The sequence below is a fragment of the Azospirillum sp. TSH58 genome, assembly GCF_003119115.1.
Classification (GTDB): Bacteria; Pseudomonadota; Alphaproteobacteria; order Azospirillales; family Azospirillaceae; genus Azospirillum.
In genome coordinates, this window is sequence record NZ_CP022367.1 from 315,575 (window position 1) to 342,282 (window position 26,708).

Annotated in this window: 19 protein-coding genes and 2 pseudogenes; 2 read left to right on the top strand and 19 right to left on the bottom strand. The window is 68.9% G+C overall.

Features of this window, described 5'->3' with window-relative positions:
- Nucleotides 1–11: 11 nt before the first annotated feature.
- The 6 genes and pseudogenes from TSH58p_RS34720 to urtA all read right to left on the bottom strand — a co-directional run.
- Nucleotides 12–1,223, bottom strand: a pseudogene (locus tag TSH58p_RS34720) (methyl-accepting chemotaxis protein); the annotation flags it as partial.
- Nucleotides 1,165–1,854 carry an urea ABC transporter ATP-binding subunit UrtE gene (urtE, locus tag TSH58p_RS23115; protein WP_109070143.1) on the bottom strand — a complete coding sequence of 230 codons (690 nt, stop codon included), beginning with the start codon at nucleotides 1,852–1,854 and terminating at the stop codon, nucleotides 1,165–1,167. The gene urtE and the pseudogene TSH58p_RS34720, both read right to left, overlap by 59 nt.
- Nucleotides 1,855–1,887: 33 nt before the next feature.
- Nucleotides 1,888–2,634 (bottom strand): urea ABC transporter ATP-binding protein UrtD, encoded by a 747-nt coding sequence (gene urtD, locus TSH58p_RS23120; protein WP_109070142.1) that lies wholly within the window; start codon nucleotides 2,632–2,634, stop codon nucleotides 1,888–1,890.
- Between the two features lie 13 nt (nucleotides 2,635–2,647).
- Entirely contained in the window at nucleotides 2,648–3,802 is a 1,155-nt protein-coding gene (urtC, locus tag TSH58p_RS23125) for an urea ABC transporter permease subunit UrtC (protein ID WP_109070141.1), read from the bottom strand.
- Between the two features lie 13 nt (nucleotides 3,803–3,815).
- Nucleotides 3,816–4,742, bottom strand: coding sequence for an urea ABC transporter permease subunit UrtB (gene urtB / locus TSH58p_RS23130; RefSeq protein ID WP_109070140.1), 927 nt, complete (start codon nucleotides 4,740–4,742; stop codon nucleotides 3,816–3,818).
- Between the two features lie 161 nt (nucleotides 4,743–4,903).
- Complete coding sequence (gene urtA, locus TSH58p_RS23135; RefSeq protein ID WP_109070139.1) at nucleotides 4,904–6,178, bottom strand: urea ABC transporter substrate-binding protein; 1,275 nt, start codon at nucleotides 6,176–6,178, stop codon at nucleotides 4,904–4,906.
- 415 nt (nucleotides 6,179–6,593) lie between these two features.
- On the opposite strand from urtA, the gene TSH58p_RS23140 reads away from it, so the two are divergent.
- Nucleotides 6,594–10,097, top strand: a complete 3,504-nt coding sequence (locus TSH58p_RS23140) for an ATP-binding protein (RefSeq protein WP_109070173.1) — start codon at nucleotides 6,594–6,596, stop codon at nucleotides 10,095–10,097.
- The gene (locus TSH58p_RS23145) at nucleotides 10,066–11,016 is read left to right on the top strand and encodes a response regulator transcription factor (RefSeq protein ID WP_109070138.1); all 951 of its coding nucleotides are present in this window, start codon (nucleotides 10,066–10,068) and stop codon (nucleotides 11,014–11,016) included. The genes TSH58p_RS23140 and TSH58p_RS23145 overlap by 32 nt, the downstream gene beginning before the upstream one ends.
- A gap of 6 nt (nucleotides 11,017–11,022) precedes the next feature.
- Here the strand turns inward: TSH58p_RS23145 and TSH58p_RS23150 are convergent, their stop codons facing one another.
- The 13 genes and pseudogenes from TSH58p_RS23150 to TSH58p_RS23210 all read right to left on the bottom strand — a co-directional run bounded on the left by TSH58p_RS23150 (nucleotide 11,023) and on the right by TSH58p_RS23210 (nucleotide 26,702).
- The gene (locus TSH58p_RS23150; RefSeq protein ID WP_146205868.1) at nucleotides 11,023–12,696 is read right to left on the bottom strand and encodes a nitric oxide reductase activation protein NorD; all 1,674 of its coding nucleotides are present in this window, start codon (nucleotides 12,694–12,696) and stop codon (nucleotides 11,023–11,025) included.
- A 33-nt stretch (nucleotides 12,697–12,729) separates the two neighbouring features.
- Complete coding sequence (locus TSH58p_RS23155) at nucleotides 12,730–13,527, bottom strand: CbbQ/NirQ/NorQ/GpvN family protein (RefSeq protein ID WP_109070136.1); 798 nt, start codon at nucleotides 13,525–13,527, stop codon at nucleotides 12,730–12,732.
- Nucleotides 13,528–13,549: 22 nt separating this feature from the next.
- Entirely contained in the window at nucleotides 13,550–14,587 is a 1,038-nt protein-coding gene (locus TSH58p_RS23160) for an aliphatic amidase (RefSeq protein ID WP_109070135.1), read from the bottom strand.
- 259 nt (nucleotides 14,588–14,846) lie between these two features.
- Complete coding sequence (locus tag TSH58p_RS23165) at nucleotides 14,847–15,605, bottom strand: SDR family oxidoreductase (protein WP_109070134.1); 759 nt, start codon at nucleotides 15,603–15,605, stop codon at nucleotides 14,847–14,849.
- Between the two features lie 177 nt (nucleotides 15,606–15,782).
- The gene (locus TSH58p_RS23170; protein WP_109070133.1) at nucleotides 15,783–16,736 is read right to left on the bottom strand and encodes a GlxA family transcriptional regulator; all 954 of its coding nucleotides are present in this window, start codon (nucleotides 16,734–16,736) and stop codon (nucleotides 15,783–15,785) included.
- A gap of 229 nt (nucleotides 16,737–16,965) precedes the next feature.
- The gene (locus TSH58p_RS23175) at nucleotides 16,966–18,009 is read right to left on the bottom strand and encodes an ABC transporter ATP-binding protein (RefSeq protein ID WP_109070132.1); all 1,044 of its coding nucleotides are present in this window, start codon (nucleotides 18,007–18,009) and stop codon (nucleotides 16,966–16,968) included.
- The gene (locus TSH58p_RS23180) at nucleotides 17,999–19,006 is read right to left on the bottom strand and encodes an ABC transporter ATP-binding protein (protein WP_109070131.1); all 1,008 of its coding nucleotides are present in this window, start codon (nucleotides 19,004–19,006) and stop codon (nucleotides 17,999–18,001) included. The genes TSH58p_RS23175 and TSH58p_RS23180 overlap by 11 nt, the downstream gene beginning before the upstream one ends.
- Nucleotides 19,003–19,884 (bottom strand): ABC transporter permease, encoded by an 882-nt coding sequence (locus tag TSH58p_RS23185; protein ID WP_109070130.1) that lies wholly within the window; start codon nucleotides 19,882–19,884, stop codon nucleotides 19,003–19,005. The genes TSH58p_RS23180 and TSH58p_RS23185 overlap by 4 nt, the downstream gene beginning before the upstream one ends.
- A gap of 3 nt (nucleotides 19,885–19,887) precedes the next feature.
- Nucleotides 19,888–20,856: an ABC transporter permease gene (locus TSH58p_RS23190; RefSeq protein WP_109070129.1), complete on the bottom strand. Its 969-nt coding sequence runs from the start codon at nucleotides 20,854–20,856 to the stop codon at nucleotides 19,888–19,890.
- A 6-nt stretch (nucleotides 20,857–20,862) separates the two neighbouring features.
- Nucleotides 20,863–22,515: an ABC transporter substrate-binding protein gene (locus TSH58p_RS23195; protein WP_371732460.1), complete on the bottom strand. Its 1,653-nt coding sequence runs from the start codon at nucleotides 22,513–22,515 to the stop codon at nucleotides 20,863–20,865.
- 243 nt (nucleotides 22,516–22,758) lie between these two features.
- Nucleotides 22,759–23,897, bottom strand: a pseudogene (locus TSH58p_RS23200) (IS3 family transposase).
- Nucleotides 23,898–24,114: 217 nt separating this feature from the next.
- The gene (gene pcaB, locus TSH58p_RS23205) at nucleotides 24,115–25,464 is read right to left on the bottom strand and encodes a 3-carboxy-cis,cis-muconate cycloisomerase (protein WP_109070127.1); all 1,350 of its coding nucleotides are present in this window, start codon (nucleotides 25,462–25,464) and stop codon (nucleotides 24,115–24,117) included.
- Between the two features lie 44 nt (nucleotides 25,465–25,508).
- On the bottom strand, nucleotides 25,509–26,702 hold the full coding sequence (locus tag TSH58p_RS23210; protein WP_109070126.1) for a CaiB/BaiF CoA-transferase family protein: 1,194 nt from the start codon (nucleotides 26,700–26,702) through the stop codon (nucleotides 25,509–25,511).
- Between the last annotated feature and the right edge of the window lie 6 nt (nucleotides 26,703–26,708).

Below are 26,708 nucleotides of genomic sequence, written 5' to 3' on the forward strand. Positions count from 1 at the left end.
CGCGCCGCCTCCTGGACGTTGCGGGCGATCTCGCGGGTGGCCGCCCCCTGCTGCTCGACGGCGGCGGCGATGGCCGAGGCGATCTCGTTGATCTCGGCGATGGTCCCGGCGATGGCGCGGATCGCCTCCACCGCCTCGGCCGTGGCCGACTGGATGGCGCCGACCTGGGTGGAGATGTCCTCCGTCGCCTTGGCGGTCTGGTTGGCCAGCGTCTTGACCTCGCTGGCGACGACGGCGAAGCCCTTGCCGGCCTCCCCCGCCCGCGCCGCCTCGATGGTCGCGTTCAGCGCCAGCAGGTTGGTCTGCCCGGCGATGCCGTGGATCAGCCCGACCACCTGCCCGATCCGCGCGGCGCTGTCGGCGAGGCTCTGCACCACCGCGTCGGTGCGGCGGGTGTCGGCGACGGCCTTGCCGGCGATGGCCGCCGAGGAGGCGACCTGCCGCCCGATCTCCTGGATCGAGGCCGACAGCTCCTCGGTCGCCGTCGCCACGGTCTGGACGTTCATCGACGCCTGGGCCGAGGACTGCGACATCGCCGCCGACAGCCGGTTGCTGCGCTCGGCGGTGCCGCTCATCGCGGTGGCGGTGTCGGTCATCTCGCCGGCCGCCGAGGAGACGGTCTGCACCAGCCGGCCGACCTTGCCTTCGAAGTCGCGGGTCAGCGCCTCCAGCCGGGCGGCGCGCTCCTCCGTCGCCGTGCGCTCGGCGTCGCGCTGCGCCTCGTGGGCGGCGCGGGCCTCGGCGGCGGCGGCGATGCGGTCGAGGGCGGCGGCGAGGTCGCGTTGCGGATCGCTCCCCACGCCCTTTGCATCGCCGGCCAGCGCGGCGGCCCGCTCGCCGAGCCGGCGGAGTCCGGCGCCCTGGCGGTGGGCCAGCGCGGCGGCGGCGGCGGCCAGCGCGGCCGAGAGGACGAGTCCGGCGGTCGGCACCGCGGGGTACCCGGTCAGCGGCGTCGCCACGGCGGTCAGCAGGGCGACCACGGCGCAGGCGGTGGACGCGGACGTTGCGGATGTCATGGCGCATCCTTCTGTGGTGGAGAGGTGGGGTGCGGGCAGCGCGTGCCCCCACCCCGACCCTCCCCCGCTGACGCAGGGGAGGGAGAACCAAGTCCCCTCCCCTGCGAAGCGGGGGAGGGTTAGGGAGGGGGCAATCCCTGGCCGCGCCCTAAACCGACAGCAGCCGCGCCACCTTCGCCTCGTCGACCTGATCGCGGCTGTCCTCATGGACGATCTCGCCGTTCTCGATCACCAGCACGCGGTCGGCGATGTCGAGCGCGAAGCTCAGCACCTGCTCCGACACGATGATGCTGAGGCCCTTCTCGTCGCGGATGCGGCGCAGGGTGCGGGCCATCTCGCGGATGATCGACGGCTGGATGCCCTCCGTCGGCTCGTCCAGCAGCAGCACCTTCGGCTTGGTGGCGAGCGCGCGGGCGATGGCGAGCTGCTGCTGCTGCCCGCCCGACAGGTTGCCGCCGCGCCGGCCCTTCATCTCCAGCAGCACCGGGAACAGCTCGTACAGGTCCCCCGGCACGCTGCGCCCGCCATGGACGCTCAGCCCCGTCTCGATGTTCTCCTGCACGGTCATGGTCGGGAAAATCATGCGCCCCTGCGGGACATAGGCGACGCCCTTCGCCACCCGCTCGTAGCTCTTCAGGCCGGTGATCTCGTCGCCGCCGATGCGGATGGCGCCGGAGCGCGCCGGCACGATCCCCATCAGCGACTTCATCAGCGTCGTCTTGCCCATGCCGTTCCGGCCCATGATGGCGACGATCTCGTTGGGCGCCACGGTGAAGTCCAGCCCGTGCAGGACCTCGCTCTCGCCGTAGGACACGCGGAGTTGATTGACGGACAGCATCTCTTGATCCCCCGCTCAATGGCCTGGATAGACTCAATGGCCCAGATAGACTTCGACGACCTTGGGATCGTTCTTCACCCGCTCCATGCTGCCTTCCGACAGGATCCTGCCCTGGTGCAGGACGGTGACGCGGTGGGCGATGTCCTCGACGAACTTCATGTCGTGCTCGATCACCAGCACCGAGCGGTTCTGGATGATGCGGTTCAGCAGCTCGGCGGTCTTCTTGCGCTCGTTCACGCTCATGCCGGCAACCGGCTCGTCGAGCATCAGCAGCTCGGGGTCCTGGATCAGCAGCATGCCGATCTCCAGCCACTGCTTCTGGCCGTGGCTGAGATGCTCGGCGCGCTGGTCGAGATGATCGGACAGGAAGATCATCTCGGCGATCTCCGCCACCCGGTCGCGCACCGCGGCGTCGCGCTTGAAGGCGAGCGCGCCGAACACGCTGCGGCCACGGGGGTAGGAGATCTCCAGATTCTCGAACACCGTCAGGTCGTCGTAGATCGACGGGTTCTGGAACTTGCGCCCGACGCCGGCGGTGACGATCTGGTGCTCCTTCATCGCGGTCAGCTCCCTGTTGCGGAACTTGATGGAGCCGCCGGACGCCTTGGTCCGCCCGCAGATGAGGTCGAGCACCGTGGTCTTGCCGGCGCCGTTGGGGCCGATGATGACGTGGATCTCGTTGCTGTCGACGTAGAAGGACAGGTCGTTGACCGCCTTGAACCCGTCGAAGGACACGGTCAGCCCTTCGACCGCCAGCAGGTAATCGGTGTTGTTGGCCATGCTCCGTCCCTCCTCAGTCGGCGGCGGTGTGGGGCGGGATGATCGGCGCCGCGGTGCCCGGCATCTTGGCCCGGCCGACGGTCGGGCGGCGCAGCCGCGGGGCGATGTACTGCTGGTAGAGCCCGGCCAGCCCGTTGGGGAACACCATGACCACGCCGATGAACAGGGCGCCCATGGCGAACAGCCACAGCTCCGGGAAGCTCTCCGACAGCATCGTCTTGGCCCAGTTGACCAGCAGCGTGCCGTACACCGCGCCCAGCAACGACAGCCGGCCGCCGACCGCGCAGTAGATGACCATCTCGATCGACGGCACGATGCCGACGAAGGACGGCGACATGAAGCCGACCTGCAGCGTGAACATCGCGCCGCCCACCGCCGACAGCGCCGCGGCGAAGCAGAAGACGAAGATCTTGAAGTTGGCGACATCGTAGCCGGAGAAGCGGACCCGGTCCTCCTTGTCGCGCAGCGCCACCAGGATGCGCCCGAGCTTGGAGCGGCGGACATAGAGGCAGAGCAGGATGCAGCCGATCAGCAGGGCGGCGTTGACGAAGTAGAGGACCAGCTTCGCCTCGTCGGTGCGGATGTCCCAGCCCTTCAGCGTGCGCAGGTCGGTGATGCCGTTGATGCCGCCGGTGTAGCCCTGCTGGCCGACGATCAGGATGGTCAGGATGGCGGCAAAGGCCTGGGTGATGATGGCGAAATAGACGCCGCCGACCCGCCGCTTGAACATCGCCAGCCCGACGATGAAGGCGAGCAGCGCCGGGACCGCCACCACCGCGACGATGGAGAAGGTCAGGCTGTGGAACGGCTCCCAGAACCAGGGCAGCGCCGTGAGCTGGTTCCAGTCCATGAAGTCGGGGATGCCGGGGGTGGACTGGATCTTCGTCGCCTCGGGGCTGGAGGCCTCCAGCTTCAGGAACATCGCCATGCAGTAGCCGCCGATGCCGAAGAAGATGCCCTGCCCCAGCGACAGGATGCCGGCGCTGCCCCAGCACAGCACGAGGCCGAGCGCCACGAAGGCGTAGGTCAGGTACTTGCCGACCATGTTCAGCCGGAAGATGTCGAGCCCCAGCGGCAGCACGATCACCAGCAGGGCGGCCAGCAGCAGGATGCCGGCGACGTCCCCGTCGATGCGCCCGAGAAGACCGTTTTGAGGGTTGCGCGTCATGGTGAAGGACTCCTCAGCGGCGGACTTTGAGGACGAACAGGCCCTGCGGGCGCAGCATCAGGATCACGACGACGGTCAGCAGCGTCAGCACCTTGGCGGTCGAGCCGCTGAGGAAGAACTCCATCGTCGACTGGGCCTGGCTGATGGTGAAGGCCGACGCGATGGTGCCGATCAGGCTCTGGGCGCCGCCGAACACCACCACCAGGAAGGTGTCGACGATGTAGAGCTGGCCCGAGGTCGGACCGGTCGAGCCGACCATGGTGAAGGCGCTGCCCGCCACCCCGGCGATGCCGCAGCCGAGCCCGAAGGTGTAGCGGTCGACCTTCTCGGTGTTGATGCCGACGGCGCCGGCCATCGTGCGGTTCTGCATCACCGCCCGCACGCCCTGGCCCCAGCGCGAGCGGAACATCACGGCGTAGATGACGACGGTGATGGCGATGGTCAGGGCCATGACGAACAGGCCGTTGATCGGCACCTCGATGGTGTCGGTGACGGCGACCGAGCCCATCAGCCAGTCCGGCAGGACCACGCCGACCTCGCGCGCGCCAAAGACCGAGCGGAAGACCTGCTGGAGGATCAGGCTCAGCCCCCAGGTTGCCAGCAGCGTGTCGAGCGGGCGGCGGTAGAGGAAGCGGATCATCCCCCATTCCACCAGCATCCCCAGCGCCCCGCTGGCGAAGAAGGCCAGGATCATGGCGATGAAGAAATAGGCCGGGAACAGCGCCGGCACGGTGCTGGAGATGAAGTTCGAGCAGAGATAGGTCACGTAGGCGCCGAGGATCATGAACTCCCCGTGCGCCATGTTGATGACGCCCATCTGCCCGAAGATGATGGCGAGGCCCAGCGCCATCAGCACGAAAACGGAAAAGAGAATGAGCCCCGCGAATCCCTGCATGGCAAAGATCGACCCGAGCTCGGCCAGGCTGTAGCCCTCGAACATGATGGGAACTCCCGTCACACTTGCCCCCACCCCGGCCCTCCCCCGCTCTTGCAGGGGAGGGAGGCGGGAGCCTTGTCGGCGTTCGGCCGTCGTCCCCTCCCCCGCCCAGCGGGGAAGGGTCAGGGTGGGGGTCTGACGCCCCGCCCCTTATTGCCCGCCCCTTACTGGTAGCCCTTCGGGAACGGGTTCGGCTCGATGAGGTCCGCCGTCTCGTAGACGACGTCGAACTGGCCGTCCGGGCGGGCGCGGCCGACGCGGGTCTTGCTCCACAGGTGATGGTTGCCGTGGACGCGGACATAGCCTTCCGGCGCGCCGCTGAACTCGATGCCTTCCGACGCGACGGCGATCTTGTCGATGTCGAAGCTCTTGGCCTTCTCCACCGTCAGCTTCCACAGCCAGGGGCCGAGATAGCCGGCCTGGGTCACGTCGCCGATGACGCTGTTGGCGCCCCACATCGCCTTGAAGGCGGCGACGAACTTCTCGTTGTTGGGATTCTGCAGCGACTGGAAGTACTTCATGCAGGCGTAGGCGCCGGCGATGTTCTCGCCGCCGATGCCGAGCATCTCGTCCTCGGTGACCGAGATGGTCATCAGCACCTGCTTGTTCAGGTCGATGCCCGCCGCCTTCATCTGCTTGTAGAAGGCGACGTTCGAGCCGCCGACCACCGAGGCGTAGATGACGTCCGGCTTGGTCAGCTTGATCTTGTTGATGACCGAGTTGAACTGGGTGTGGCCGAGCGGGAAATACTCCTCGCCCACCACCTTCTGGCCCTTCATCTCGATGTGTTTGCGGGCGATCTTGTTGGAGGTGCGCGGCCAGATGTAGTCGGAGCCGATGAGGAAGAAGCTCTTGGCGCCCTTCTCCTTCGTCACCCAGTCCAGCCCGGCGAGGATCTGCTGGGTCGCCTCCTGCCCGGTGTAGATGACGTTCTTCGACTGCTCCAGCCCCTCGTAGAAGGTCGGGTAGTAGAGCATGCCGTTGTACTGCTCGAACACCGGCAGCACCGCCTTGCGCGAGGCCGAGGTCCAGCAGCCGAACACCGCCGCCACCTTGTCCTCGACCAGCAGCTTGCGCGCCTTCTCGGCGAAGGTCGGCCAGTCGCTGGCGCCGTCCTCCTGGATCACCTCGATCTTGCGGCCGAGCACGCCGCCCATCTCGTTGATCTGGGCGATGGCCAGCTTCTCGGCCTGGACCGAGCCGGTTTCCGAGATCGCCATGGTGCCGGTGGTGGAATGCAGGATGCCGACCTTCACCGTGCTGTCGGTGACCGCCAGCTTCGTCGTGTTGACGGCGTCGGTCGGCAGCGCCTGGGCCAGCGCGCCGCGCGGCAGCAGCCCGACGGCCGGCAGCGCCGCCATGCCGAGAAGGAGCTTGCGGCGGAGCGGCGACGGCAGCCCGCCGGCGGGCTTGCCCGCATCGATCTTATCCGAGGACATGAAACCTCCTGCTGTTCGCCGTTGTCGCCTTGCAACGACGGCGCGCAACCGGGCGCGGCCGTCGGACAGGCGGTGTTTTTTTGGGGGGTGGGCGGAACGTTCCGCGTTAGGACAGCCCGATGGTTGGCCGAACAGTGCATCGCAGCAATACGTGGATTTGCGTATAGGGGCGCCGGTCGGCAAATCGTTATAAAATCGCGGGAGACTGGAACCGCCCAAGCACCCGCAACCACCCGGAAGCGAGTGGAACAGTTGCCTCCACCCGCAAGAAACGACGTGTTTTAACTCTGTTGTCTGGCCGATCTGTTCCTGACAGACTGACGGGGACGCAGGATTTATTAGCGAAAATGCCCGGAAACAGGGAAGATAAACAATCAGTATAACAAACATATCCTCAGGAGGGTGAATGGGGCCGATGGCGGGGCGCCAGAGGGTGGTCGCGATCCGGCGGACCTACAACCGGTGGGTCGCCAACCAGACGCTGGAGGATTACGCGCTGCGCTTCACCGCGCGGAAGGCGCGGCGGTGGTCGCCGTTGCGCGTCGCCAACACGGCGCTCGGCTCGATCTCCTTCCTGGCGCTGGAGGCCATCGGCGGGGCGATCACGCTGAGCTACGGCTTCACCAACGCGGCCCTCGCCATCCTGGCCGCCGCCGTCCTGATCTTCGCCAGCGCCCTGCCGATCAGCTACTACGCCAGCCGTTACGGCGTGGACATGGACCTGCTGACGCGCGGCGCCGGCTTCGGCTACATCGGCTCCACCATCACGTCGCTGATCTACGCCTCCTTCACCTTCATCTTCTTCGCCATCGAGGCGGCGATCATGGCGACCGCGCTGGAGATGGTCTTCGGCCTGCCGCTCGCCGCCGGCTACGTCGTCAGCTCGCTTCTGGTCATCCCGCTGGTCGCCTACGGCTTCACCGTCATCAGCCGCCTCCAGCTGTGGACGCAGCCGCTGTGGCTGGCGCTGCACGCCCTGCCCTTCCTGTTCATCGCCGTCCAGGACCGCGAGTCCTTCGACGCCTGGACCAGCTTCACCGGCCAGGCGGCGGAGGCCGGCGGCACTTTCGACCTGATGCTGTTCGGTGCTGCGGCGTCGGTGGTGTTCTCCCTCCTGGCGCAGATCGGCGAGCAGGTCGATTTCATCCGCTTCCTGCCCTACGACCCCGACGCCACCGGCGCCAAGCGGCTGCGCTGGTGGGCGGCGCTGGTGGCCGCCGGGCCGGGCTGGATCGTCATCGGCACGATCAAGCTGCTGCTCGGCTCCTTCCTGGTGGTGCTGGCGCTGCAGAACGCCGTGCCGCTGGAGATGGCGGCGGAGCCGACGCAGATGTACCTCGTCGCCTTCCACTATGTGACGCCGTCGCCGCAGCTCGCCCTCGGCCTGACCGGCCTGTTCGTCGTGCTGTCGCAGCTCAAGATCAACGTCACCAACACCTACGCCGGCTCCATCGCCTGGTCGAACTTCTTCTCGCGCCTGACCCACAGCCATCCCGGCCGGGTGGTCTGGGTGGTGTTCAACGTCGTCATCGGCCTGATGCTGATGGAACTCGGCATCTACAAGACGCTGGAGCCGGTGCTGGGGCTCTATTCCAGCGTCGCCGCCTCCTGGATCGGCGCGCTGGTCGCCGATCTGGTGGTGAACAAGCCGCTGGGCCTCAGCCCGCGCCACGTCGAGTTCAAGCGCGCCCACCTCTACGACATCAACCCGGTGGGCGTCGGCGCCATGCTGCTGGCGACGGTGCTGTCGATGCTGGCCTTCCTCGACGCGCTGGGGCCGACACTGAGGGTCTGCGCGCCCTTCCTCGCCTTCGGAACCGCCTTCGTCGCGGCCCCAGCCATCGCCTGGGCGACGCGCGGCGGCACCTACATCGCGCGCCGCCCCTTCGACGACTGGAACGGCGAGGAGGCGATCCGCTGCTGCATCTGCCAGCACGCCTTCGAGACGGAGGACATGGCCCACTGCCCGGTCTATGCCGGGGCGATCTGCTCGCTCTGCTGCTCGCTGGACGCCCGCTGCGGCGACGGCTGCAAGAGCGACGCCCGGCTGGGCGTGCAGCTGCGCCGCGCGCTGGACGCCGTCCTGCCGCCGCGGGCGGCGACGGCGCTGAAGGCCCGGCTCGGCCATTATCTGGGCGTGCTGCTGATGCTGGCGCTGGCGGTCGGCGCCGTGCTGTCGCTGGTCTATGTCGAGGTCGCCTCCGTCAACGCCGAGGCGCAGGCGCTGATCGGCAGCACGCTGTGGAAGGTCTTCTTCATCCTGATGATCGTCGCCGGCGTCGCCACCTGGCTGTTCGTCCTGGCGCGGGAAAGCCGCAAGGTGGCGCAGGAGGAGACGCAGAAGCAGACCGCCCTGCTGATCCAGGAGATCGAGGCCCACGAGCGCACCGACGCCCAGCTGCAGAAGGCCAAGGAGGCGGCGGAGGCGGCGAACCTCGCCAAGAGCCGCTATCTCGTCGGCATCGGCCACGAGTTCCGCACGCCGCTGAGCGCCATCTTCGGCTATGCGCAGATCCTGGAGCGCGACCCCGCCATGCCGCCGCACCGGGTCGACGCCGTCCGCGTCATCCGGCGCAGCGCCGAGCATCTGGCCGGCCTGCTCGACGGCCTGCTGGACGTGTCGAAGATCGAAAGCGGCCGGCTGCAGCTGAACCGGGGCGAGGTGCGCTTCGGCGACCTGCTCGACCAGCTCGTCGGCATGTTCCACCTCCAGGCGGAGGCCAAGGGCATCGCCTTCCGCTTCGACGCGCCGGAGGACCTGCCGCCGGTCGTCTTCACCGACGAGGGGCGCATCCGCCAGATCCTCATCAACCTGCTGTCCAACGCCATCAAATTCACCGATTCCGGCTCGGTCTGCCTGCGCGTGCGCCACCGCAGCCAGATCGCCGAGTTCGAGGTGGAGGACACCGGTCCCGGCATCGCCGAGGCCGACCGCGAGCGCATCTTCGAACCGTTCGAGCGCGGATCGGCCGCCAACCCGATGGTGCCCGGCATGGGCCTCGGCCTGACCATCACCAAGCTGCTGACCGAGGTGATGGGCGGCGAGATCACCGTGACCAGCACGCCCGGCAAGGGCAGCCTGTTCCGGGTGCGGCTGATGATGTCGGCGGCGATGCTGTCCACCGCCGCCAGCCAGCCCGACCATCCGATCCGCGGCTATCGCGGGCCGCGCCTGACCGTTCTGGTCACCGACGACGACCTCGCCCACCGCAACCTGCTGGCCGATCTGCTGGCGGAGCTGGGATTCACCGTGTTCAAGGCGACCGACGGGCCGAACTGCCTCGCCCTGGCGGAGCTGCACCGGCCGGACATCCTGCTGCTCGACATCTCCATGCCCGGCATGAACGGGCTGGAGGTGGCGCGGCGCCTGCGTGCCGCCGGCCACACCGACACCACCATCATCCTGGTGTCCGCCGACACGCGGGAGGACCGCTCCGGTGCCGGTTCCGGTTTCGGCGCCGACGGCGACCAGCCCCACGACGGGTTCGCCGCCAAGCCGGTGTCCATCCCGAAGCTGCTGGCCTGCATCGGCCGGCTTCGCGGCATCGCGTGGGAGTACGAGGCGCCGGCCGACACCGACGCCGGACCGCCGGTCTTCGCCGCGTCGGAGCTGCCGCCGCAGCACCACATCGCCGAGCTGATCCATCTCGGCCGCATCGGCTACGTGCGCGGCATGCAGGCCAAGCTCGCCGAGATCGCCGCCGCCCATCCGGAGCTGGAGCGCTTCGTCGGCCGCATGCGCACGCTCGTCAGCAATTACGACCTGAACCAGTATATGGCCGCGCTGGAGGCGGTGTACCGCGATGACAGCCATGACAACTCCCGCCCAGTCATGCCCGGCCATGACAAACCCCGCCATGACGAGTCCAGCCATGACGAGTCCAGCCATGACGATGAAATCCGTAACCAAACCGCGTGACGTCGTTCTTGTCGTCGACGATTCGCCCGAAGCCCTCAGCTTCCTGACCGACGCGCTGGAGGAGGCCGGGGTGACCGTGCTGGTGGCGCTGGACGGCCGCAAGGCGCTGGCCCTGCTGGAGCAGGTGACGCCGGACGTCATCCTGATGGACGCCATCATGCCGGGGCTGGACGGCTTCGAAACCTGCCGGCACCTGAAGCGCAGCAGCCAGGTCGCCCATGTCCCCGTCATCTTCATGACCGGCCTGACCGAGACGGAGCACATCCTGAAGGGCTTCGCCGCCGGCGGGGTCGATTACGTCACCAAGCCCATCGTCGCCGAGACCCTGATCGCCCGCATGTACGCCCATCTCGCCAACGCCCGCGTGGCCCAGAGCACGCGGGCGGCGCTGGACGTCACCGGCCGCACCCTGCTGGCCGCCAACCACCGGGGCGAGGTGCTGTGGTGCACGCCGCAGACCACCCGCATGCTGGAGGCGGCCTTCGGCACCGCCGGGGGGGATGGCGTCCCGACCGGCATCTCCTTGCCGGAGGAGGCGCGGCGCTGGCTGGCCGACCGTCAGGCCGGCGGTCCCGGACGCAAGGCCGACAGCGTGGTGATCGCCACCGGCGCGGACGGCCGCCGCCTGCGCCTGAGCCCGGTCGGCCAGACCGGCGCCGACGAAATCCTCCTTCAACTGGCCGAGGAGACGGGCGCCGGCGAGGACACGCAGCTCAAGGACAAGCTGTCCCTGACCCCGCGGGAGGCGGAGGTGCTGATGTGGGTCGCCAACGGCAAGCCCAACCGCGACATCGCCGAAATCCTCGGCCTCAGCCCGCGCACGGTCGACAAGCATCTGGAACAGATCTATGCGAAGCTCGGCGTCGAGAACCGCGCCGCCGCCGCCGCGATGGCGGTGCGGGCGCTGAACGGCCGGTAAGGGGACTCAGCCGGTCAGCCGGACATAGACGGCCGGGAGGATCTCGGGCAGACGCTCCACCCGGTCGACCGGAAGCACGTTGCGCCGGCCGAAGACGCGGTGATGCGTCCGGGGATCGCCGCCCAGCGCCACGCAGACCACGTCGATGCCCCGCCCGGCCAGTTCCCGCACCGCCTTGCGGGCGTCCTCCACCAGATGGCGCGGATCGGGGCAGTCGATGTCGGACGGCTCGCCGTCGGTGACCAGCAGCAGCAGGCGGCGCAGGGTCGGCTGGGCGGACAGCGCCACGCCGGCGTGGCGGATCGCCGCCCCCATCCGTGTCGACCAGCGCCCGTCCAGCCCGGCCAGTCGCCCGCGCGCCGCCTCGTCGTAGGGCTCGGCGAAGCGCTTGACCGGCAGCCAATGCACCGCCTCCCGCCCGTCGGAGCGGAAGGCCGCCAGGGCGAAGCGGTCGCCGGCCGCCGCCAGCGCGCCGGCCAGCAGGTCGGCCGACCGGCGTTCGAGGTCCAGCACCGTGCCGTCCCCCGCCGGGTCGTTGACCGGATCGTTGGCCGGGTCGTTGGCCGAATCGTTGGTGGAGTGCGACGCGTCGAGCAGCAGCAGGACCGACAGGTCGCGGCCACGCCGCCGCACCCGCTGGAAGACCCGGATGTCCGGGGCGTGGCCGTTGCGCCGGGCCGTGGTCGCCGTGATGCAGGCGTCGAGGTCGAGATCGTCGCCCTCCCGCTGCCGCCGCAACCGCTCCGGCCGCGCCACCACCGCGTGGCGGACCAGGGCGCGGACCCGCTGGACAAGGTGGGGATCGGCGGGCGTGTCCGGCGGGGGCCGCCGCTCCGGCTCGCACTCCACCACCTGGACGAAATCGGGCCGGTGCAGGCCGATGCGGTGGTCCCATTCCGAATAGCGCGCCACCGGCCGCAGAGCGGCGGTTTCGGCGACGGCGAGCGGAGCCGGTGACGGTGGTGCCTGCGGCGGTCCGCTTCGGCGATGGCCCTCCCCCTCCGCAGGCTCCGGGCGAACCGCCTCCAGCGGGGCGTCGGCGTCGCGCGGCGGCTCCGGCGGGGTGTCGTACAGCCAGAGGCCGCCGTTGTCGTCGCGGTAGGCGGGGTCGACGCGGTGCCCCCGAACATTGACCTGAACCCGCGTCTTGCCGAGGTCGCCGGCCAGATCGCCGCCGAGCCGCAGGCTGAACTCCGGATCGTCCCAGCGGTCCGGCCCTTCGAAGAACCGGCGCTGCCCCTTGTCGATCCAGGCGTTGCCGTCCCGGTATCCGGGGTCGAACAGGGCCCGCGCCAGCCGTTCCAGCAGGTCCGCCGCCATCAGGGACGGGGACGGCTCGACGCGGTGGAACGGCGCCCACAGCCGCCGCAGTCCGGGAAGGCGCCGCATCGCCAGATGCTCGACCCGCGCGTCCTCGACCAGCGAGACGACGATGGTCAGCAGCGGCTTCAGCCCCTTGGTCGGCCAAGGGCGCGAGAAGGCCCGGTGGGCCCCGACATGCGCCAGCGCCGCCCGGTATAGCGTCAGGGAGGGCCAGACCGGCGGCAGTCGGACGAGGTCGGCGTCGAAGCGGCACCGCAGCGCCGCCGGGTCGCCCTCCCCGACCAGGGGCCGCAAGGGCGGATCGCTTCCCCACAACGCTGCCCCGTAGGCCCTCAGCCGGCGCTCGACGTCGGCCAAAGCAATGTCTCCGTCAACAGTGTCCATCGCCGGTCAGAAGCAGGCGCCGACCGCCGCCGCCAGAGCGTCGCGCAGGTCAGGGTCGTCGGTCAGCGGCAGGACGATGGCCATGCGGCAGGCGGCCTCGGGCGCGACGCCGCGGGCGATCAGCCGGCCGGCGTGGATCAGCATGCGGGTCGACGCGCCCTCCTCCAGCCCGCGGCCGCGCAGGTTGCGGCTGCGCTCCGCCACCGCGACGACGCGACGCGCCAGGGCCGGTTCGATCCCGGCCTCGTGGGCGACGATGTCGGCCTCGACAGCCGCCGCCGGATAGCCGAATTCCAGCGCGGCGAAGCGCTGCTTGGTGGATTCCTTCAAATCCTTCGCCACGCTCTGGTAGCCCGGGTTGTAGGCGACGACGAGCTGGAAGTCGGGGTGTGCGGTCAGCAGCTCGTTCCGCTTGTCGAGCGGCAGCGCCCGCCGGTCGTCGGCCAGAGGATGGATGACGACCGTGGTGTCGGCCCGCGCCTCGACGAGCTCGTCGAGGTAGCAGATGGCGCCGTGGCGCACCGCCAGCGTCAGCGGCCCGTCCTGCCACACCGTCCCGTCCGCCTCCAGCAGGTAACGGCCGACGAGGTCGGAGGCGGTCAGGTCCTCGTTGCAGGCCACGGTGACGAGCGGGCGGCCGAGCCGCCACGCCATATGCTCGATGAAGCGGGTCTTGCCGCAGCCGGTCGGCCCCTTCAGCATCACCGGCAGCCGGTCGGCGTGAGCCGCCTCGAACAGGGCGATCTCGTCGCCGGCCGGGCAATAGTAGGGTTCCCGAACGATCCGGTGGGTCTGGAGCGCCATGCCTCCGCCTCTCAGAAGGGGGTCAGCGGTGCGCCGGCTCGTCCCACGGGATGCCGTCGATCGGGCATTCGGGCGTGCCGACCGTCGGGCGGGTGAAGGATTCCACCATGGCCCGCGTGCCCTCGGGATCGCTCACCCACTGGCGGTAGAAGTCGTAGGGACAGGCCGCCTCCCCCTTCACCCCGTCGTGGCTGTTGATCATGCCGGTGTAGCCACGGTGGACCAGCTTGAAGAGGTGGTTCTCCGACTGTCCGTTCTTGCGGAAGTCGCGGATCAGCGACTTGGAGAGCTGGGCGTACTGGATGCCGTACTCCTCCTCGCCGCATTCGCCGAGCGTGCGGCCGTCGAAGCCGACGATGGCGGAATGGCCGAAGTAGGAATAGACGCCGTCGAAGCCGGCGGCGTTCGCCACCGCGACATAGGTGTTGTTGGCCCAGGCCATCGCCTTGGCCATCAGCACCTGCTGGTCCTTGGCCGGATACATGTAGCCCTGGCAGCGGACGATCAGCTCCGCCCCCTTCATGGCGCAGTCGCGCCAGATTTCCGGATAGTTGCCGTCGTCGCAGATGATCAGGCTGATCTTCAGCCCCTTCGGCCCCTCCGACACATAGGTGCAGGTGCCGGGGTACCAGCCCTCGATGGGCACCCAGGGCATGATCTTGCGGTACTTCTGCACGATCTCGCCCTGGTCGTTCATCAGGATCAGCGTGTTGTAGGGCGCCTTGTGGGGATGCTCCTCGTGCCGCTCGCCGGTCAGGGAGAAGACGCCCCACACCTTCGCCTTGCGGCAGGCGGCGGCGAAGATCGCCGTCTCGTCGCCGGGAATGGTCGCGGCGGTCTCGTACATCTCCTTGGAATCGTACATGATCCCGTGGGTCGAATATTCGGGGAAGATCACGAGGTCGAGGCCGGGCAGGCCCGTCTTCATGCCGATCAGCATGTCGGCGATTTTCTGCGCGTTCTCCAGCACCTCCGCCTTGGTGTGAAGGCGCGGCATCTTGTAATTGACGACGGCGACGCCGACGGTGTCGGCGCTGCTGGTGATATCGCCGTGGATCATCTCGATCTCCCTTGCGTGACCGGGACATGGGGCGGCGCGCGCGGGAAGCGGTTTCGACATCCGGCTTCCGCATTGTTTTCGCACGCTTCTTCGTCCCGACCGATCATCGGGGAGCGGTCCTTTGACGGGAATACGCGATTCCCCGTATGGCCGGTCACCCGGCCAAAGGCTCCGGCTGGCCCAGCGCGCGGCCTTTGGCGGCGGCGAAGGAAAGAACCGCGGGACGGCAGCCCGGCGGCCCTTTCCGCCTCCGCTCCGGTCAGACCGGGATCGGGTTCTCGGCGATGTAGCTGTTGAAGCCCATGACCAGCGCGTGCTCGTTCGGGCCGGCGTTGTCGCGCATCGGGCGGGCGCTCTCGACGATGGCCTCCTCCGCGTCGGTGGCCAGCGCCGCCATCGTCTGTTCGATGAAGGCGTCCAGCGGCATGGCGCGGGGGTCGTCGCCCTTCTTGATCAGGTCGGTGTTGACCCACGGCGGCGCGATCTCCTGCACGGTGACGGTGGTGTCGCGCAGCATGAAGCGCTGGGACAGCGTGTAGCTGTGCAGCGCCGCCTTGCTGGCCGAATAGACCGCCGTGTTGGCCAGCGGCGTGTAGGCGAGCACGGAGGTGTTGTTGACGATCACCGCGCGCGGCTGCGCCTTCAGATGCTCGATCAGCGCCGAGGTCATGCGGATCGGGCCGAGAAGGTTGGTGGTGAGGATCGACTGCGCCTGCGCGTCGTCCATGGGGCCGGAGGCGTCGTCGAACGGCATGATGCCGGCGTTGTTGATCAGCACGTTCAGCGTCGGGTTCTCGGCGATCAGCCGCGCGGCCACGGCCTGGATGTTGGCCGGGTCGGCGATGTCCAACTCGACGGCCTTCATGCCGGGGTTGGCGGCGGTCACCTCCTCCAGCAGGGCCTTGCGCCGGCCGGCGATGATGACCTGATTGCCCAGCGTGTGGAACGCCTCGGCCAGCCCGCGGCCGATGCCGGAGGTCGCGCCGGTGATGAAGATGGTGTTGCCGGTGAGTTGCATGGCTCTGTGTCCGTTCGGTTGAAAAAAGGCGAGCGGGCGCGGCGAGGAAAAGCAATGCCTTCCCAAGGAAACGCCGTCTCTGACGATGGAAAAGGCTACCGCCGCCGAAGCATCGCGGGATGCCCTAGCCAGATGTAGGATATCCAGGTGTTCGGAAGGCCTGGCTCGGTCGGGCGCTCACTCCAGCGCCGACAGGCGGCCGCTCTCCACGGCGCGGCGGACCACCTGCGGCGGCTGGCCGTAGGCGCGCAGGAAGGCGCGGCGCATGCGCTCGCGGTCGGCGAAGCCGGTCTCGCGGGCGATGACGTCCATGGAATGGCGCCCCTCCTCCATCATGACGCGCGCCGCCTCCAGCCGCAGATGCTCGACGGCCTTGGCCGGGGTCTGGCCGGTCTCCTGGCGGAACAGGCGGCTGAACTGGCGCGGGCTGAGATTCGCCGCCTCCGCCAGTTCCTCCACCGACAGGCCGTTCCTCAAATTCTCCTTGGCATAGACCAGCACCCGCCGCACCCGGTCGGAGCGCGGCTCCAGATCCAGCAGGGCGGAGAACTGCGACTGCCCGCCGGGGCGGCGCAGATAGACCACCAGCTTGCGTGCCACCTCCTTGGCGACCTCGGCCCCGAAATCGTCCTCGACCAGCGCCATGGCGAGGTCAATGCCGGCCGTCATCCCGGCGGAGGTCCAGACATGGCCGTCGACGCTGAAAATACGGTCCTCCTCCACCTTCACATTGGGATAGAGGCGCTGCAAAGTCCGGGCGTGGTTCCAATGGGTGGTGGCGCGGCGCCCGTCGAGCAGACCGGCCTCGGCCAGCACATAGGCGCCGGTGCAGATGCCGGCGACCCGGCGCGAGGCCGCGGCGGCGTCGCGCAGATAGGTGAGCAGGCCGGGCGTGGATGGCGTGACCCGCAGCGAACCGATGGTGACGGTCGTGTCGAAGACGCCGTCGCCGAACGGTTCGGTTTCGATGGCGAAGCCCAGCGAGTTGCGCACCGGCCCTCCCCGCTCCGACAGCACATGGACCCGGTAGGCCGGGCGGTCGAGCACGAGATTGGCCATCTCGAAGGCCGACAGCGCGGCCATGCCCATCACCTGGAAATCGTCGAACACCACGAAACCGATGGTGAGCATGTCCCTGTCCGCCTCGCCGCCCCTGCCCTGTCCCGAAGCCGCAATCCCCGACCTCGAACCGCCGGGTGTTTGCGCGCTGGAGTCAGATTATGCGGTGGCTCGCTTGGCTGGAATGTCAAAGACACCACGATTCCGGCCATGCCGATGGACCGGGCCGTCCGTTCTTGCCGGGATCGGTGGCCGGAATCGCGCCGCTCCCCCGGCCGGATGGCCGGGCGGGAACCTACACTCAGGTACTGCCCGCTGGTTGCAGGGGAGACGCCTCCGCCCCACCCTCCGCGAAATGGCAGGCGACGAGGTGGCCCGGCGACAACGCCCGCGTGACCGGCGCCTCGCGCCGGCAACGATCGGCGGCGATCGGGCAACGGGTGTGGAAGCGGCAGCCCGACGGCAGGTCGTAGGGGCTGGGCGTGTCGCCGATCAGCCCCGGTCCGGAGGGGGCGGAGGGTCCGTCGATGCGTGGGGCCGCGTCGAGCAGGGCGCGGGTGTAGGGGTGGGCGGGCCGGCGCCACAGGCTGTCGCGGCCGCCCAGCTCGACGATCCGGCCGAGATACATCACCGCCACGCGGTCGGAGACGTGCTCCACCACCGACAGGTCGTGGCCGATGAACAGGAAGCTGACGCCCAGCGTGCGCTGGAGGTCGGTCAGCAGATTGAGGATCTGGGCCTGGACCGAGACGTCGAGGGCCGAGACGGGTTCGTCCAGAACCACGACCTTCGGCTCCAGCGCCAGCGCGCGGGCGATGCCGACGCGCTGGCGCTGGCCGCCGGAGAATTCGTGCGGCCGCCGCTGCGCCGCTTCCGGCGGCAGCCCCACCTTGCGCAACAGGTCGGCGACGCGCGCGCGCCGCTCGGCCCGCGTGCCGATGCCGTGGATCTCCAGCGGCTCGGCCAGCAGATCGCCGACCGTCCAGCGCGGATCGAGCGAGGCCGCCGGGTCCTGCAACACCATCTGGAGGTCCCGCCGCGCCGCGCGCATCCGCCGCCGCGAGGCGTGCGTGATGTCCGTGTCCCCCAGCCGAATGGTGCCGGCGCTGGGGTCGAGCAGCCGGACCACCGCCCGCGCCAGGGTCGATTTCCCGCAGCCGGATTCGCCGACGATGCCCAGCGTCTCGCCGGGCGCTAGGTCGAAGGACACGTCGTCCAGCGCGTGGACCACGCCGCGCGACGTCCGGTACTCGACGGACAGCCCGCTCACCCGCAGCACCGGGGTGGCGGTGGAGGCTCCGGCGGTGATCGGCGCGGAAGCGGCGAGAGCGGTGTCAGACGGCATGGTTCTCTCCCGCGTGATGGCAGGCGACGAGGCCGCTTCCGGCCCGGCGCGGCGGCGGAACGGCCTGGATGCAGCGCTCGCCGGCCAGCGGGCAGCGCGGGGCGAAGGCGCAGCCGGACGGCATCGCCGCCAGCGCCGGCACGGTTCCGGGAATCTCGGCGAGACGCTGCCGCACCGCGCCGGCCGGACCGGCGCCCGCGCGCGGCTGCGCCGCGATCAGGCCTCGGGTGTAGGGATGGAGGGGATCGGCGAAGAGATCGCGGGTGGCGCGCTCCTCCACCTTGCGGCCGGCATACATCACCAGCACGCGGTCGACGTAGCGCGACACCACGCCGAGGTCGTGGGTGATGAAGACCACGGCGGTGCCCTGCTCGCGCCGCAGCTCGTCGATCAGGCCGAGGATCTGCGCCTGGATGGTGACGTCGAGCGCGGTGGTCGGCTCGTCGGCGACCAGAACGGCCGGGGCGCCGGCCAGCGCCATGGCGATCATCACCCGCTGGCGCATGCCGCCCGACAGGCGGTGCGGGTATTCGGCGAAGCGGCGCGCCGGATCGGGGATGCGCACCCGCTCCAGCAGCGCCAGGGTCCGCTCGCGCGCCGCCTTGCGGCTGACCGGCTCATGTTCGAGGATCGCCTCCATGATCTGCTCGCCCACGGTCAGCACCGGGTTGAGCGCGGTCATCGGCTCCTGGAAGATCATCGAGATGCGGGCGCCGCGCACCCGCCGCAGCGCCGCCTCGTCGAGCGCCAGCAGGTCGCGGCCCTCCAGCCGCACCGTGCCGCCGGTCACCCGGCCCGGCGGCGGCACGAGGCCGAGCAGCGCCAGCGCGGTCAGCGACTTGCCGCAGCCGCTCTCGCCGACGATGGCCAGCATCTCGCCGCTGCCGACCGAAAAGGACAGCTCGCGCACCGCCGGCAGCAGGCCGCGGCGGGTCTGGAAGCCGATCGACAGCCCGTCGACGGCCAGGACCGGCTCCTTTGCCACGGCGTCGCTCATCGCCGCTCTCCCTTGGTGTTCAGCACGTCGTTCAGGCCGTCGCCCAGCAGGTTCAGCGCCAGCACGGCGATGACGATGGCGACGCCGGGGATGGCGGCGACGTGCGGATCGGTGCGGATCGTCTCGCGCCCCGCCCCCACCATGCCGCCCCAGCTGACGACGTTGGGATCGCCGAGGCCGAGGAAGGACAGCGAGGATTCGGTGAGGATGGCGGTCGCCACCAGGATGGAGGCCGACACGATCACCGGCGCCAGCGCGTTCGGCAGGATGTGCCGGAAGATGATCCGGGCGTCGGACGCGCCGAGGATGATCGAGGCCTGCGCCAGCTCGCTGTTGCGCAGGCGCAGCACCTCCGCCCGCACCAGCCGCGCCAGCCCCGACCAGGAGGTGATGCCGATCGCTGCGGTGATGGTGGCGATGGACGGCTGCAGGATGGCGACCAGCGCCAAGGTGAACAGGAAAGGCGGGATGGTCTGGAACAGCTCGGTCACCCGCATCAGCGCCCGGTCGACCCGGCCGCCGTAATAGCCGGACAGCGCGCCGATGCCGATGCCGATCACCAGCGAGACCAGCGCCGCCACCCCGCCGATCAGCAGCGAGACGCGGGCGCCGTGGAAAATGCCCGACGCCAGGTCGCGGCCCATCATGTCGGTGCCGAGCGGGAACGCGGCGTCCTCGCCCGGACGCAGCAGCGGCATTCCCGCCATGTCCAGCGGGTCGCCGGGAAAGGCGACGTTGGCGAAGGCGGCCATGGCGAGGATGCCGGCCAGCAGGATCAACCCCAGCAGCGCCGACGGGCGGCGCAGCAGCCGTCCGATGGCGCGGTCGCGGAAGTCCGTCCGCGGCGTGGGCAGGGAAACAGTGTCGGGAAGCGCCATCGGTCAGCCGAGTTCGATGCGCGGGTCGAGCAGCGTGTAGACGAGATCGACCGCGATGTTGACGAGGACCACGACCACCGACGAGCAGAAGAGGATGCCGAGCAGCAGGTTGAGGTCGCGCTGGAACAGGGCGGCGAAGGCCAGCCGGCCCAGTCCCGGCCAGGAGAAGACGGTCTCGACCAGAACCGCACCGCCGAGGATGGAGCCCAGTTGCACGCCGAGCGTGGTGACGATCGGCAGCAGGGCGTTGCGCAGCACATGGCGCCACGCGATGCGGCGGGGCCGCACCCCCTTGGCCTGCGCGGTGCGGACGAAGTCCTGGCCGTAGACCTCCAGCATCGCCGCCCGCATCAGCCGGGCGTAGATGGCGAGGTAGAACAGCCCCAGCGTCACCGCCGGCAGCACCAGATGCAGCGCCACGTCGCCGACCAGGGCGAGGCCGCTCAGGTTGGCCTCGACGCTGGTCATGCCGCCGACCGGAAGCCAGTCCAGCATGACGGAGAAGACGACGATCAGCATGATGCCGACCCAGAAGACCGGGGTGGCGTAGAACAGCAGCGCCACGATGGAGATCACCGTGTCGGTCAGCTTCCCCGCCCGCCGCGCGGCGAGGAAGCCGAGCGAGCAGCCGGCGACCAGCGCGAAGCCGATGGCGGTCCCCATCAGCAGCAGCGTCGCCGGCAGGCGTTGCAGGATCAGCTCCGACACCGGCAGCGACTGGCGGAAGGAATAGCCGAGGTCGAAGGTCACCAGATTGCCGAGATAGCGGAGGAACTGGACGTGGAGCGGCTGGTCGAGCCCGAACTGCCGCCGCAGCGCCTCCATGTATTCCGGCGTCGCCGCCCCGGATTCCCCCGCCAGCACCTGGGCCGCGTCGCCGGGCGCCAGATGCAGCAGGAAGAAGTTGATCAGCGCGATGCCCAGGAGGACGAAGACCACCTGGGCGGCGCTGCGCCTGAGATAGGTCAGCACGGCGCGTCAGTTCCCCTTCGGGGCGTCGACGAAGCGGGCGTTCTTCAGCGAGGAATAGACCTGATCGCCCTGCTCGACGATGCCCTGGAGGTCCGCCGAATAGACCGAGAAGAAGTTCAGCTCCAGCAGCGGCAGCGAGGGCACGTCACCCAGCACGATGTCCTGGAACTCGTTGAACTGGGCGACGCGCTTGGCCGGATCGCCCTCGACGCCGGCTTCCTGGATCAGCGCGTCGGCCTTGGCGTTGCGGTAGCCCGAGCCGTTGGTCCAGGGCGTGCCGGTGCCGAGCCAGCCCGACCAGAAGGCGCGCACCACGCCGATCTGCGGATCGGGGAAGGCGTTGTTGTAGGAGATGGCGAAGTCGAAATCGCGGTCGACATAGACCCGCTTGATGAAGGCGGCGCTGTCCTGCGAGCGGATGGTCACCTCGATGCCGACGCGCTTCAGCGCCTGCTTGAGGAACTCGCCGGTGCGGCGGTAATCGTCGCCGTAGGGCAGGAAGTCGTGGGTCAGGGTGAAGCGCACGCCGTTGGCGTCGCGCTTGAAGCCGGCCTCGTCCAGCAGCGCCTCGGCCTTCTTCACGTCGAAGGGGTATTGCGGCAGCTTGGCGTTGTGGAAGGTGACGAGCGACGACGGCACCGGGCTGATCGCCGGCTTGGCGTAGCCGAACCACACGATCTTCGCCAGGGCGGCGCGGTCGATGGCGTGGGCCATGGCCCGGCGCACCCGGACGTCCTTCAGATACTGGTTCTCGACGTTGAAATCGAGATAGAGCAGCGGCGACAGCCATTCATAGCCGCGGGTGTCCACCTTCAGGCGGGGCAGCTTGGCCAACCGCTCGGCGTCGCGGAACGGCACCGGGTTGTAGGGGGCGTACTGGATCTCCCCCTTCTCGATGGCGGCGGCGCGGGCGGCGGCGTCGGGGATGATGCGGAACAGCAGCCGGTCGAGATGCGGCTTGCCGGCCTCCCAGTAATCCGGGTTGCGGGTCAGCTCGACAAATTCGCCGCGCTTCCACTCCTTGAAGACGAAGGGGCCGGTGCCGACCGGCTTGTTGTTGTAGGGGTTGTTGAGGACGTCGGTGCCCTCATAGAGATGCTTGGGCAGGATCGGGGCGCCGACGCCGTTCAGCACCGACAGGATCGGCAGCGACGGCTTGGACAGGCGCAGGATGACGGTGGAATCGTCCGGGGTATCGACCTGGGTGACGTTCTCGAACAGCGACTTGTTGCGCGGGTGGATGGTCTTCCAGATGTTCTCCAGCGACCATTTCACATCGGCCGAGGAAAAGGGCTGGCCGTCGTGCCATTTCACACCGCTGCGCAGGTGGAACGTGATGGTCAGCCCATCGGGAGCGACCTCCCAGCGTTCGGCCAGTGCAGGCTTCGGCTTCAGCTCGAAGTCGTAGGTGACCAGACCATCGAAGATGTTGCCGGCAACCACCTGGGTCGGCTGCGCCATGTTGGTGGACGGCGTGAGCGTCACCGGTTCCGGCTGCAGGATGATGCTGAGGGTGCCGCCCTGGCGCGCGTCCTGCGCCGCGGCGCTTCCCATCGAGCCTGGAAGCACGCCGACCACCACCGCGGCCGTCATCATCGCCGCCGCAGCCACCACCAACCTGCGGCGGACACCGTTTGCGACCCGCCAATCCCGTCCCATCATTCTGCTCTCCGGCGCGAACTGTGTAAGGCGGCCGATTAAGCCCAGCGACCGCCGGGAGGTCAATATGATTTCACACAAAAGCATCTCTGGTATGCCACAAAAAATAACTGTTATATTAGTAAATACTAAGGGCGAAAATCCTGTCCTGCCCGGACGATGGAGGTGGCTTTGTCCAACAGTGAGATGGCCCCCGTTTCGCGGACAGAATGGCGGCAGGAACAAGCGTGGTTCCGGTTCGTGTCATGCCGCCAATCCGTTCCGGTCCGGTGTGCCCTGATAGGCCTCGTCCGGAGTTCTGCCGCCGAGCGCCGAGTGCGGGCGGTCGGCGTTGTAATAGTCGATCCAGCGGCCGATCCCGGCCCTGGCCTCGCTGCCGGTTTCGAAGGCGTGGAGGTGGACGCACTCGTATTTCATCGATCGCCACAGCCGCTCGATGAAGACGTTGTCCATCCACCGGCGGCGCCCGTCCATCGACACCCGGATGCTGGCTGCAGTCACAAGCCGGGTGAAGCGTGGGCTGGTGAACTGGCTGCCTTGATCGGTGTTGAAGATGTCCGGCCGGCCGTGCCGCGCCATCGCCTCCTCCACGGCCTCGATGCAGAACTCCACGTCCATGGCGTTCGACAGCCGCCACGCCAGCACCCGGCGTGATACCCAGTCCATCACGGCGGCCAAGTACAGGAAGCCGCGGCGCATCGGCATGTAGGTGATGTCGGCGCACCACACCTGGTCGGGGCGGTCGATGGTCAGGTCGCGCGGCAGGTGTGGCCAGATCTTGTGCTCCGGATGCGGCACGCTCGTCTTCGGGCGCTGGTAGACCGCCTGCAAGCCCATCCGCATCATCAGGCGGCGGACCCGCTTGCGATTGACCTCGTGGCCGTGCCGGCGCAGATGCCGGGTCATCTGCCGGTTGCCGTACCAGGGCGTTTCCAGGAACTGCTCGTCGATCAGCCGCATCAGCTCCAGGTTCGCGGCCGGTTCGCCCTTGGCCGGCCCGTAGTAGCTGGATCAGCTGATGGACACCAGCTCGCACTGCCGGGTGACCGACAGCCGCGGACGCTCCGGCTCGATCGACTCCCGCCTCCGGCCGACGCTCATCGACCGGAGTCCTTGCGCAAAGAATCGCGTTCCACGACCAGCTGGCCGATCATCGCGTGCAGCTTTTCCACCTCGCCCTGATGGCTGGCTTCGGCGACCTCCGCCTTGGCGGAGAACACCCCGGCCATCCCCTCGATGGCCTGCTTCTTCCAGGCGTTGATCGGCGTCTGGTGCACCCCATGCTTCGCGACCAGCTGTGGCAGCGTCAGCTCGCCCCGGATCGCCTCCAGCGCCACCTTCGCTTTGAACTCCGCCGAGTACCGCTTCCGTTTCCCCGTCATCCGGTCCGTCCTTCATCCGGGGCGAACCAAGCTTATCCGACTGTCCGGGAAACGGGGACCATCTCGACAGGCACCGCGCAGGCGGAACGGTTCGCACAGCACCACAACACTGGCCGGGGTGGCCGGCGTCCCGTTCGCCCAGGGGGAAAACAACCAACAACCTGCGCTTGGTTCTCGTGAGCCTGTCCTGAACGGCCCAATCAGCTGTTCATGCGGGTCAGCTGTTCATGCGGGCCAGGACACGATCGACCATGACCCCGGACTGTCCGAGGTAATTGGCCGGATCGCACAGCTTGGCCAGTTCGGCGCGGCTGAGGCAGGCGCTGATCTCAGGCGTTTCGGCCAGGAGGTCGAGCAGCGGCCGGTTCTGCCGCACCGCCTCGCGGCAGAGGTCGTAGACGAGGTCGTGGGCGTATTCGCGGCCGATGTGGCGACCGAGCCCCATCATCACCGCCTCGGACGCCACCAGCCCGTTGGTCATCTCCAGATTGGCGCGCATCCGCCCGGCGTCCACCTCCAGGCCGCTCACCACGAACCGTGCCTGCTTAAGGGCTCCGGCCAGCAGGCAGAAGGCTTCCGGCAGGACGATCCACTCGATCTCCCACGGGCCGGTCGACCGCTCGTGGTCGGCCACCATGGCGTCGAGCAGGGCCGCCGTGTGCTGGCGCACCACGGAGATCGCCGCGTGGATGTAGCAGCTGGAGATCGGGTTGCGCTTCTGCGGCATGGTGCTGCTCGACCCGCGGCCATGCGCGAAGGGCTCGTAGACCTCGCCGACCTCCGTCTGCATCATCAGCTTCACGTCCATCGACAGCTTGCCGAGCGTGCCGCCGACCAGGCCCAGGAAGCAGCCGACCTCGGCGATGGTGTCGCGGATGGTGTGCCAGGCGATCACCGGCTGGGCGAGTCCCAGTTCCTCCATCAGCCCGGCCTGGGTTTCCATGGCGCCGTGCTCCAGGGAGGCCAGCGTGCCGGACGCTCCGGCGAATTCGCCCATCAGCACGCGCGGGCGGAGTTGCGCCAGCCGCTCCCGATGGCGTTCGACCGCCGACAGCAGCCCGGCCATCTTGTAGCCGAAGGTCACCGGCACCGCCTGCTGGAGGTTGCTGCGGCCGATCATCGGCGTGTCCCGGTGGCGCTTGGCGAGAGTCGCCAGGGCCGCCGACAGGCCGGCGAGATCCTCGTCCACGAGGTTCAACGCCTCGCGCATCTGCAGGACCGTGGCGGTGTCGGTGATGTCCTGCGTGGTGGCGCCCCAGTGGCAGAATTCGCCGAGCCGGTCGCGGCAGAGCGCGTTGAGCTGCGAGACGACGCCCAGCACGGGATAGCCGATGCGCTCCGTCTGCGCCTTCAGCTTCGCCATGTCGATCTTGTCGAGCGAGCAGTTGGCAACGATCTCGTCGGCCGCTTCCTGCGGGATGATGCCCAGACGGCCCTGGACGCGGGCGAGTGCCGCCTCGATGTCCAGGTATTTGCGCGTCCGGTTCTCGTCCGACCAGACGGCGCGCATGGCGGGGGTGCTGAAGATGTCGCCGAAGACGGCGGAGTCGATGATCGTGGACGGCATGGTGCTGGTCCTCCCAAAAAATGGCGTTCCGTTCGTGGCGCGGCTCAGATCGCCTTCGCGTCGCGCAGCCGGGCGATGTCGCCGGGCGCGTAGCCCAGCTCGGCGAGAATGCGATCGGTGTGCTGGCCGAGCGCCGGCACCGGGTCCATGCGCGCATCCCCCTGCACGCCTTGGCCGCCCGCCACACCCGGCGGCAGCAAGGCAGGCACCGGCCCGTTCTGGGTCTCCACCGTGCGCCAGCGGTCGCGGGCCGCCAGTTGAGGATGGTCCCAGACGTCCTGCATGGTGTTGGCCCGGGCGTTGGCGATGGAGGCTTTCTCCAGCCGGGCGACCACCTCCTCGGCGGTCAGGCCGGCGAAGGCCGCCACGATGATCCCGCGCAGTTCGTCGCGCGCCGTGTTGCGGCGGGAGTTGCTGGAGAAGCGCTCCTCCCGCGCCAGTTCGGGGCGTTGCAGCACCGTCTCGCAGAAGGCCACCCATTCGCGCTCGTTCTGCAGGCCGAGCAGCACCGTCTTGCCGTCGCCGGCCGGAAACGGGCCGTAGGGGTAGATGGTCGCGTGGCTGGCGCCGGTGCGTGCCGGCGGCGGAGCTCCGTCGAAGGCGTAGTAGAGCGGGTAGCTCATCCACTCCACCAGCGATTCCAGCATGGAGACGTCGATGCGGCAGCCGCGTCCCGTCTGCTGGCGCTGGAGGAGCGCCGCCAGGATGTTGCTGTAGGCGTACATCCCGGCGGAGATGTCGGCGATGGACGGGCCGGCCTTGGAGGGCGTCTCCGGCGTGCCGGTCACCGACAGGAATCCGGACTCGCCCTGGATCAGCAGATCGTAGGCCTTCTTGTCGCGATAGGGGCCGTCGCCGCCGTAGCCGGAAATGTCGCAAACGATGATATCCGGCTTCCCAGCGGACAGCGCCTCGTAGGACAAGCCGAGGCGGGCCGCGGCGCCGGGGGCGAGGTTCTGCACCACCACGTCGGCCTGCTCGCGGATCAGGCGCTTGAGGATCGCCTGCGCCTCCGGATGCTTGACGTCGAGCGTCAGGCTTTCCTTCGAGCGGTTGGTCCACACGAAGTGCGAGGCGATGCCGCGCACCCGCTCGTCGTAGCCGCGGGCGAAGTCGCCGACGCCGGGGCGCTCCACCTTGATGACGCGGGCGCCGAGGTCGGCGAGCTGGCGCGTCGCGAAGGGGGCGGCGATGGCGTGTTCCAGGGTGACGACGGTGATTCCGGCCAGGGGTTTCATATTGCT

Excerpts from the sequence above, each read along its gene's own strand:
- urtE (WP_109070143.1), bottom strand. The coding sequence starts at position 1,854 with ATGCTGTCCGTCAATCAACTCCGCGTGTCCTACGGCGAGAGCGAGGTC.
- urtD (WP_109070142.1), bottom strand. The coding sequence starts at position 2,634 with ATGGCCAACAACACCGATTACCTGCTGGCGGTCGAAGGGCTGACCGTG.
- urtC (WP_109070141.1), bottom strand. The coding sequence starts at position 3,802 with ATGACGCGCAACCCTCAAAACGGTCTTCTCGGGCGCATCGACGGGGAC.
- urtB (WP_109070140.1), bottom strand. The coding sequence starts at position 4,742 with ATGTTCGAGGGCTACAGCCTGGCCGAGCTCGGGTCGATCTTTGCCATG.
- urtA (WP_109070139.1), bottom strand. The coding sequence starts at position 6,178 with ATGTCCTCGGATAAGATCGATGCGGGCAAGCCCGCCGGCGGGCTGCCG.
- TSH58p_RS23140 (WP_109070173.1), top strand. The coding sequence starts at position 6,594 with ATGGCGGGGCGCCAGAGGGTGGTCGCGATCCGGCGGACCTACAACCGG.
- TSH58p_RS23145 (WP_109070138.1), top strand. The coding sequence starts at position 10,066 with ATGACGATGAAATCCGTAACCAAACCGCGTGACGTCGTTCTTGTCGTC.
- TSH58p_RS23155 (WP_109070136.1), bottom strand. The coding sequence starts at position 13,527 with ATGGCGCTCCAGACCCACCGGATCGTTCGGGAACCCTACTATTGCCCG.
- TSH58p_RS23160 (WP_109070135.1), bottom strand. The coding sequence starts at position 14,587 with ATGATCCACGGCGATATCACCAGCAGCGCCGACACCGTCGGCGTCGCC.
- TSH58p_RS23165 (WP_109070134.1), bottom strand. The coding sequence starts at position 15,605 with ATGCAACTCACCGGCAACACCATCTTCATCACCGGCGCGACCTCCGGC.
- TSH58p_RS23170 (WP_109070133.1), bottom strand. The coding sequence starts at position 16,736 with ATGCTCACCATCGGTTTCGTGGTGTTCGACGATTTCCAGGTGATGGGC.
- TSH58p_RS23175 (WP_109070132.1), bottom strand. The coding sequence starts at position 18,009 with ATGCCGTCTGACACCGCTCTCGCCGCTTCCGCGCCGATCACCGCCGGA.
- TSH58p_RS23180 (WP_109070131.1), bottom strand. The coding sequence starts at position 19,006 with ATGAGCGACGCCGTGGCAAAGGAGCCGGTCCTGGCCGTCGACGGGCTG.
- TSH58p_RS23185 (WP_109070130.1), bottom strand. The coding sequence starts at position 19,884 with ATGGCGCTTCCCGACACTGTTTCCCTGCCCACGCCGCGGACGGACTTC.
- TSH58p_RS23195 (WP_371732460.1), bottom strand. The coding sequence starts at position 22,515 with ATGGGACGGGATTGGCGGGTCGCAAACGGTGTCCGCCGCAGGTTGGTG.
- pcaB (WP_109070127.1), bottom strand. The coding sequence starts at position 25,464 with ATGCCGTCCACGATCATCGACTCCGCCGTCTTCGGCGACATCTTCAGC.
- TSH58p_RS23210 (WP_109070126.1), bottom strand. The coding sequence starts at position 26,702 with ATGAAACCCCTGGCCGGAATCACCGTCGTCACCCTGGAACACGCCATC.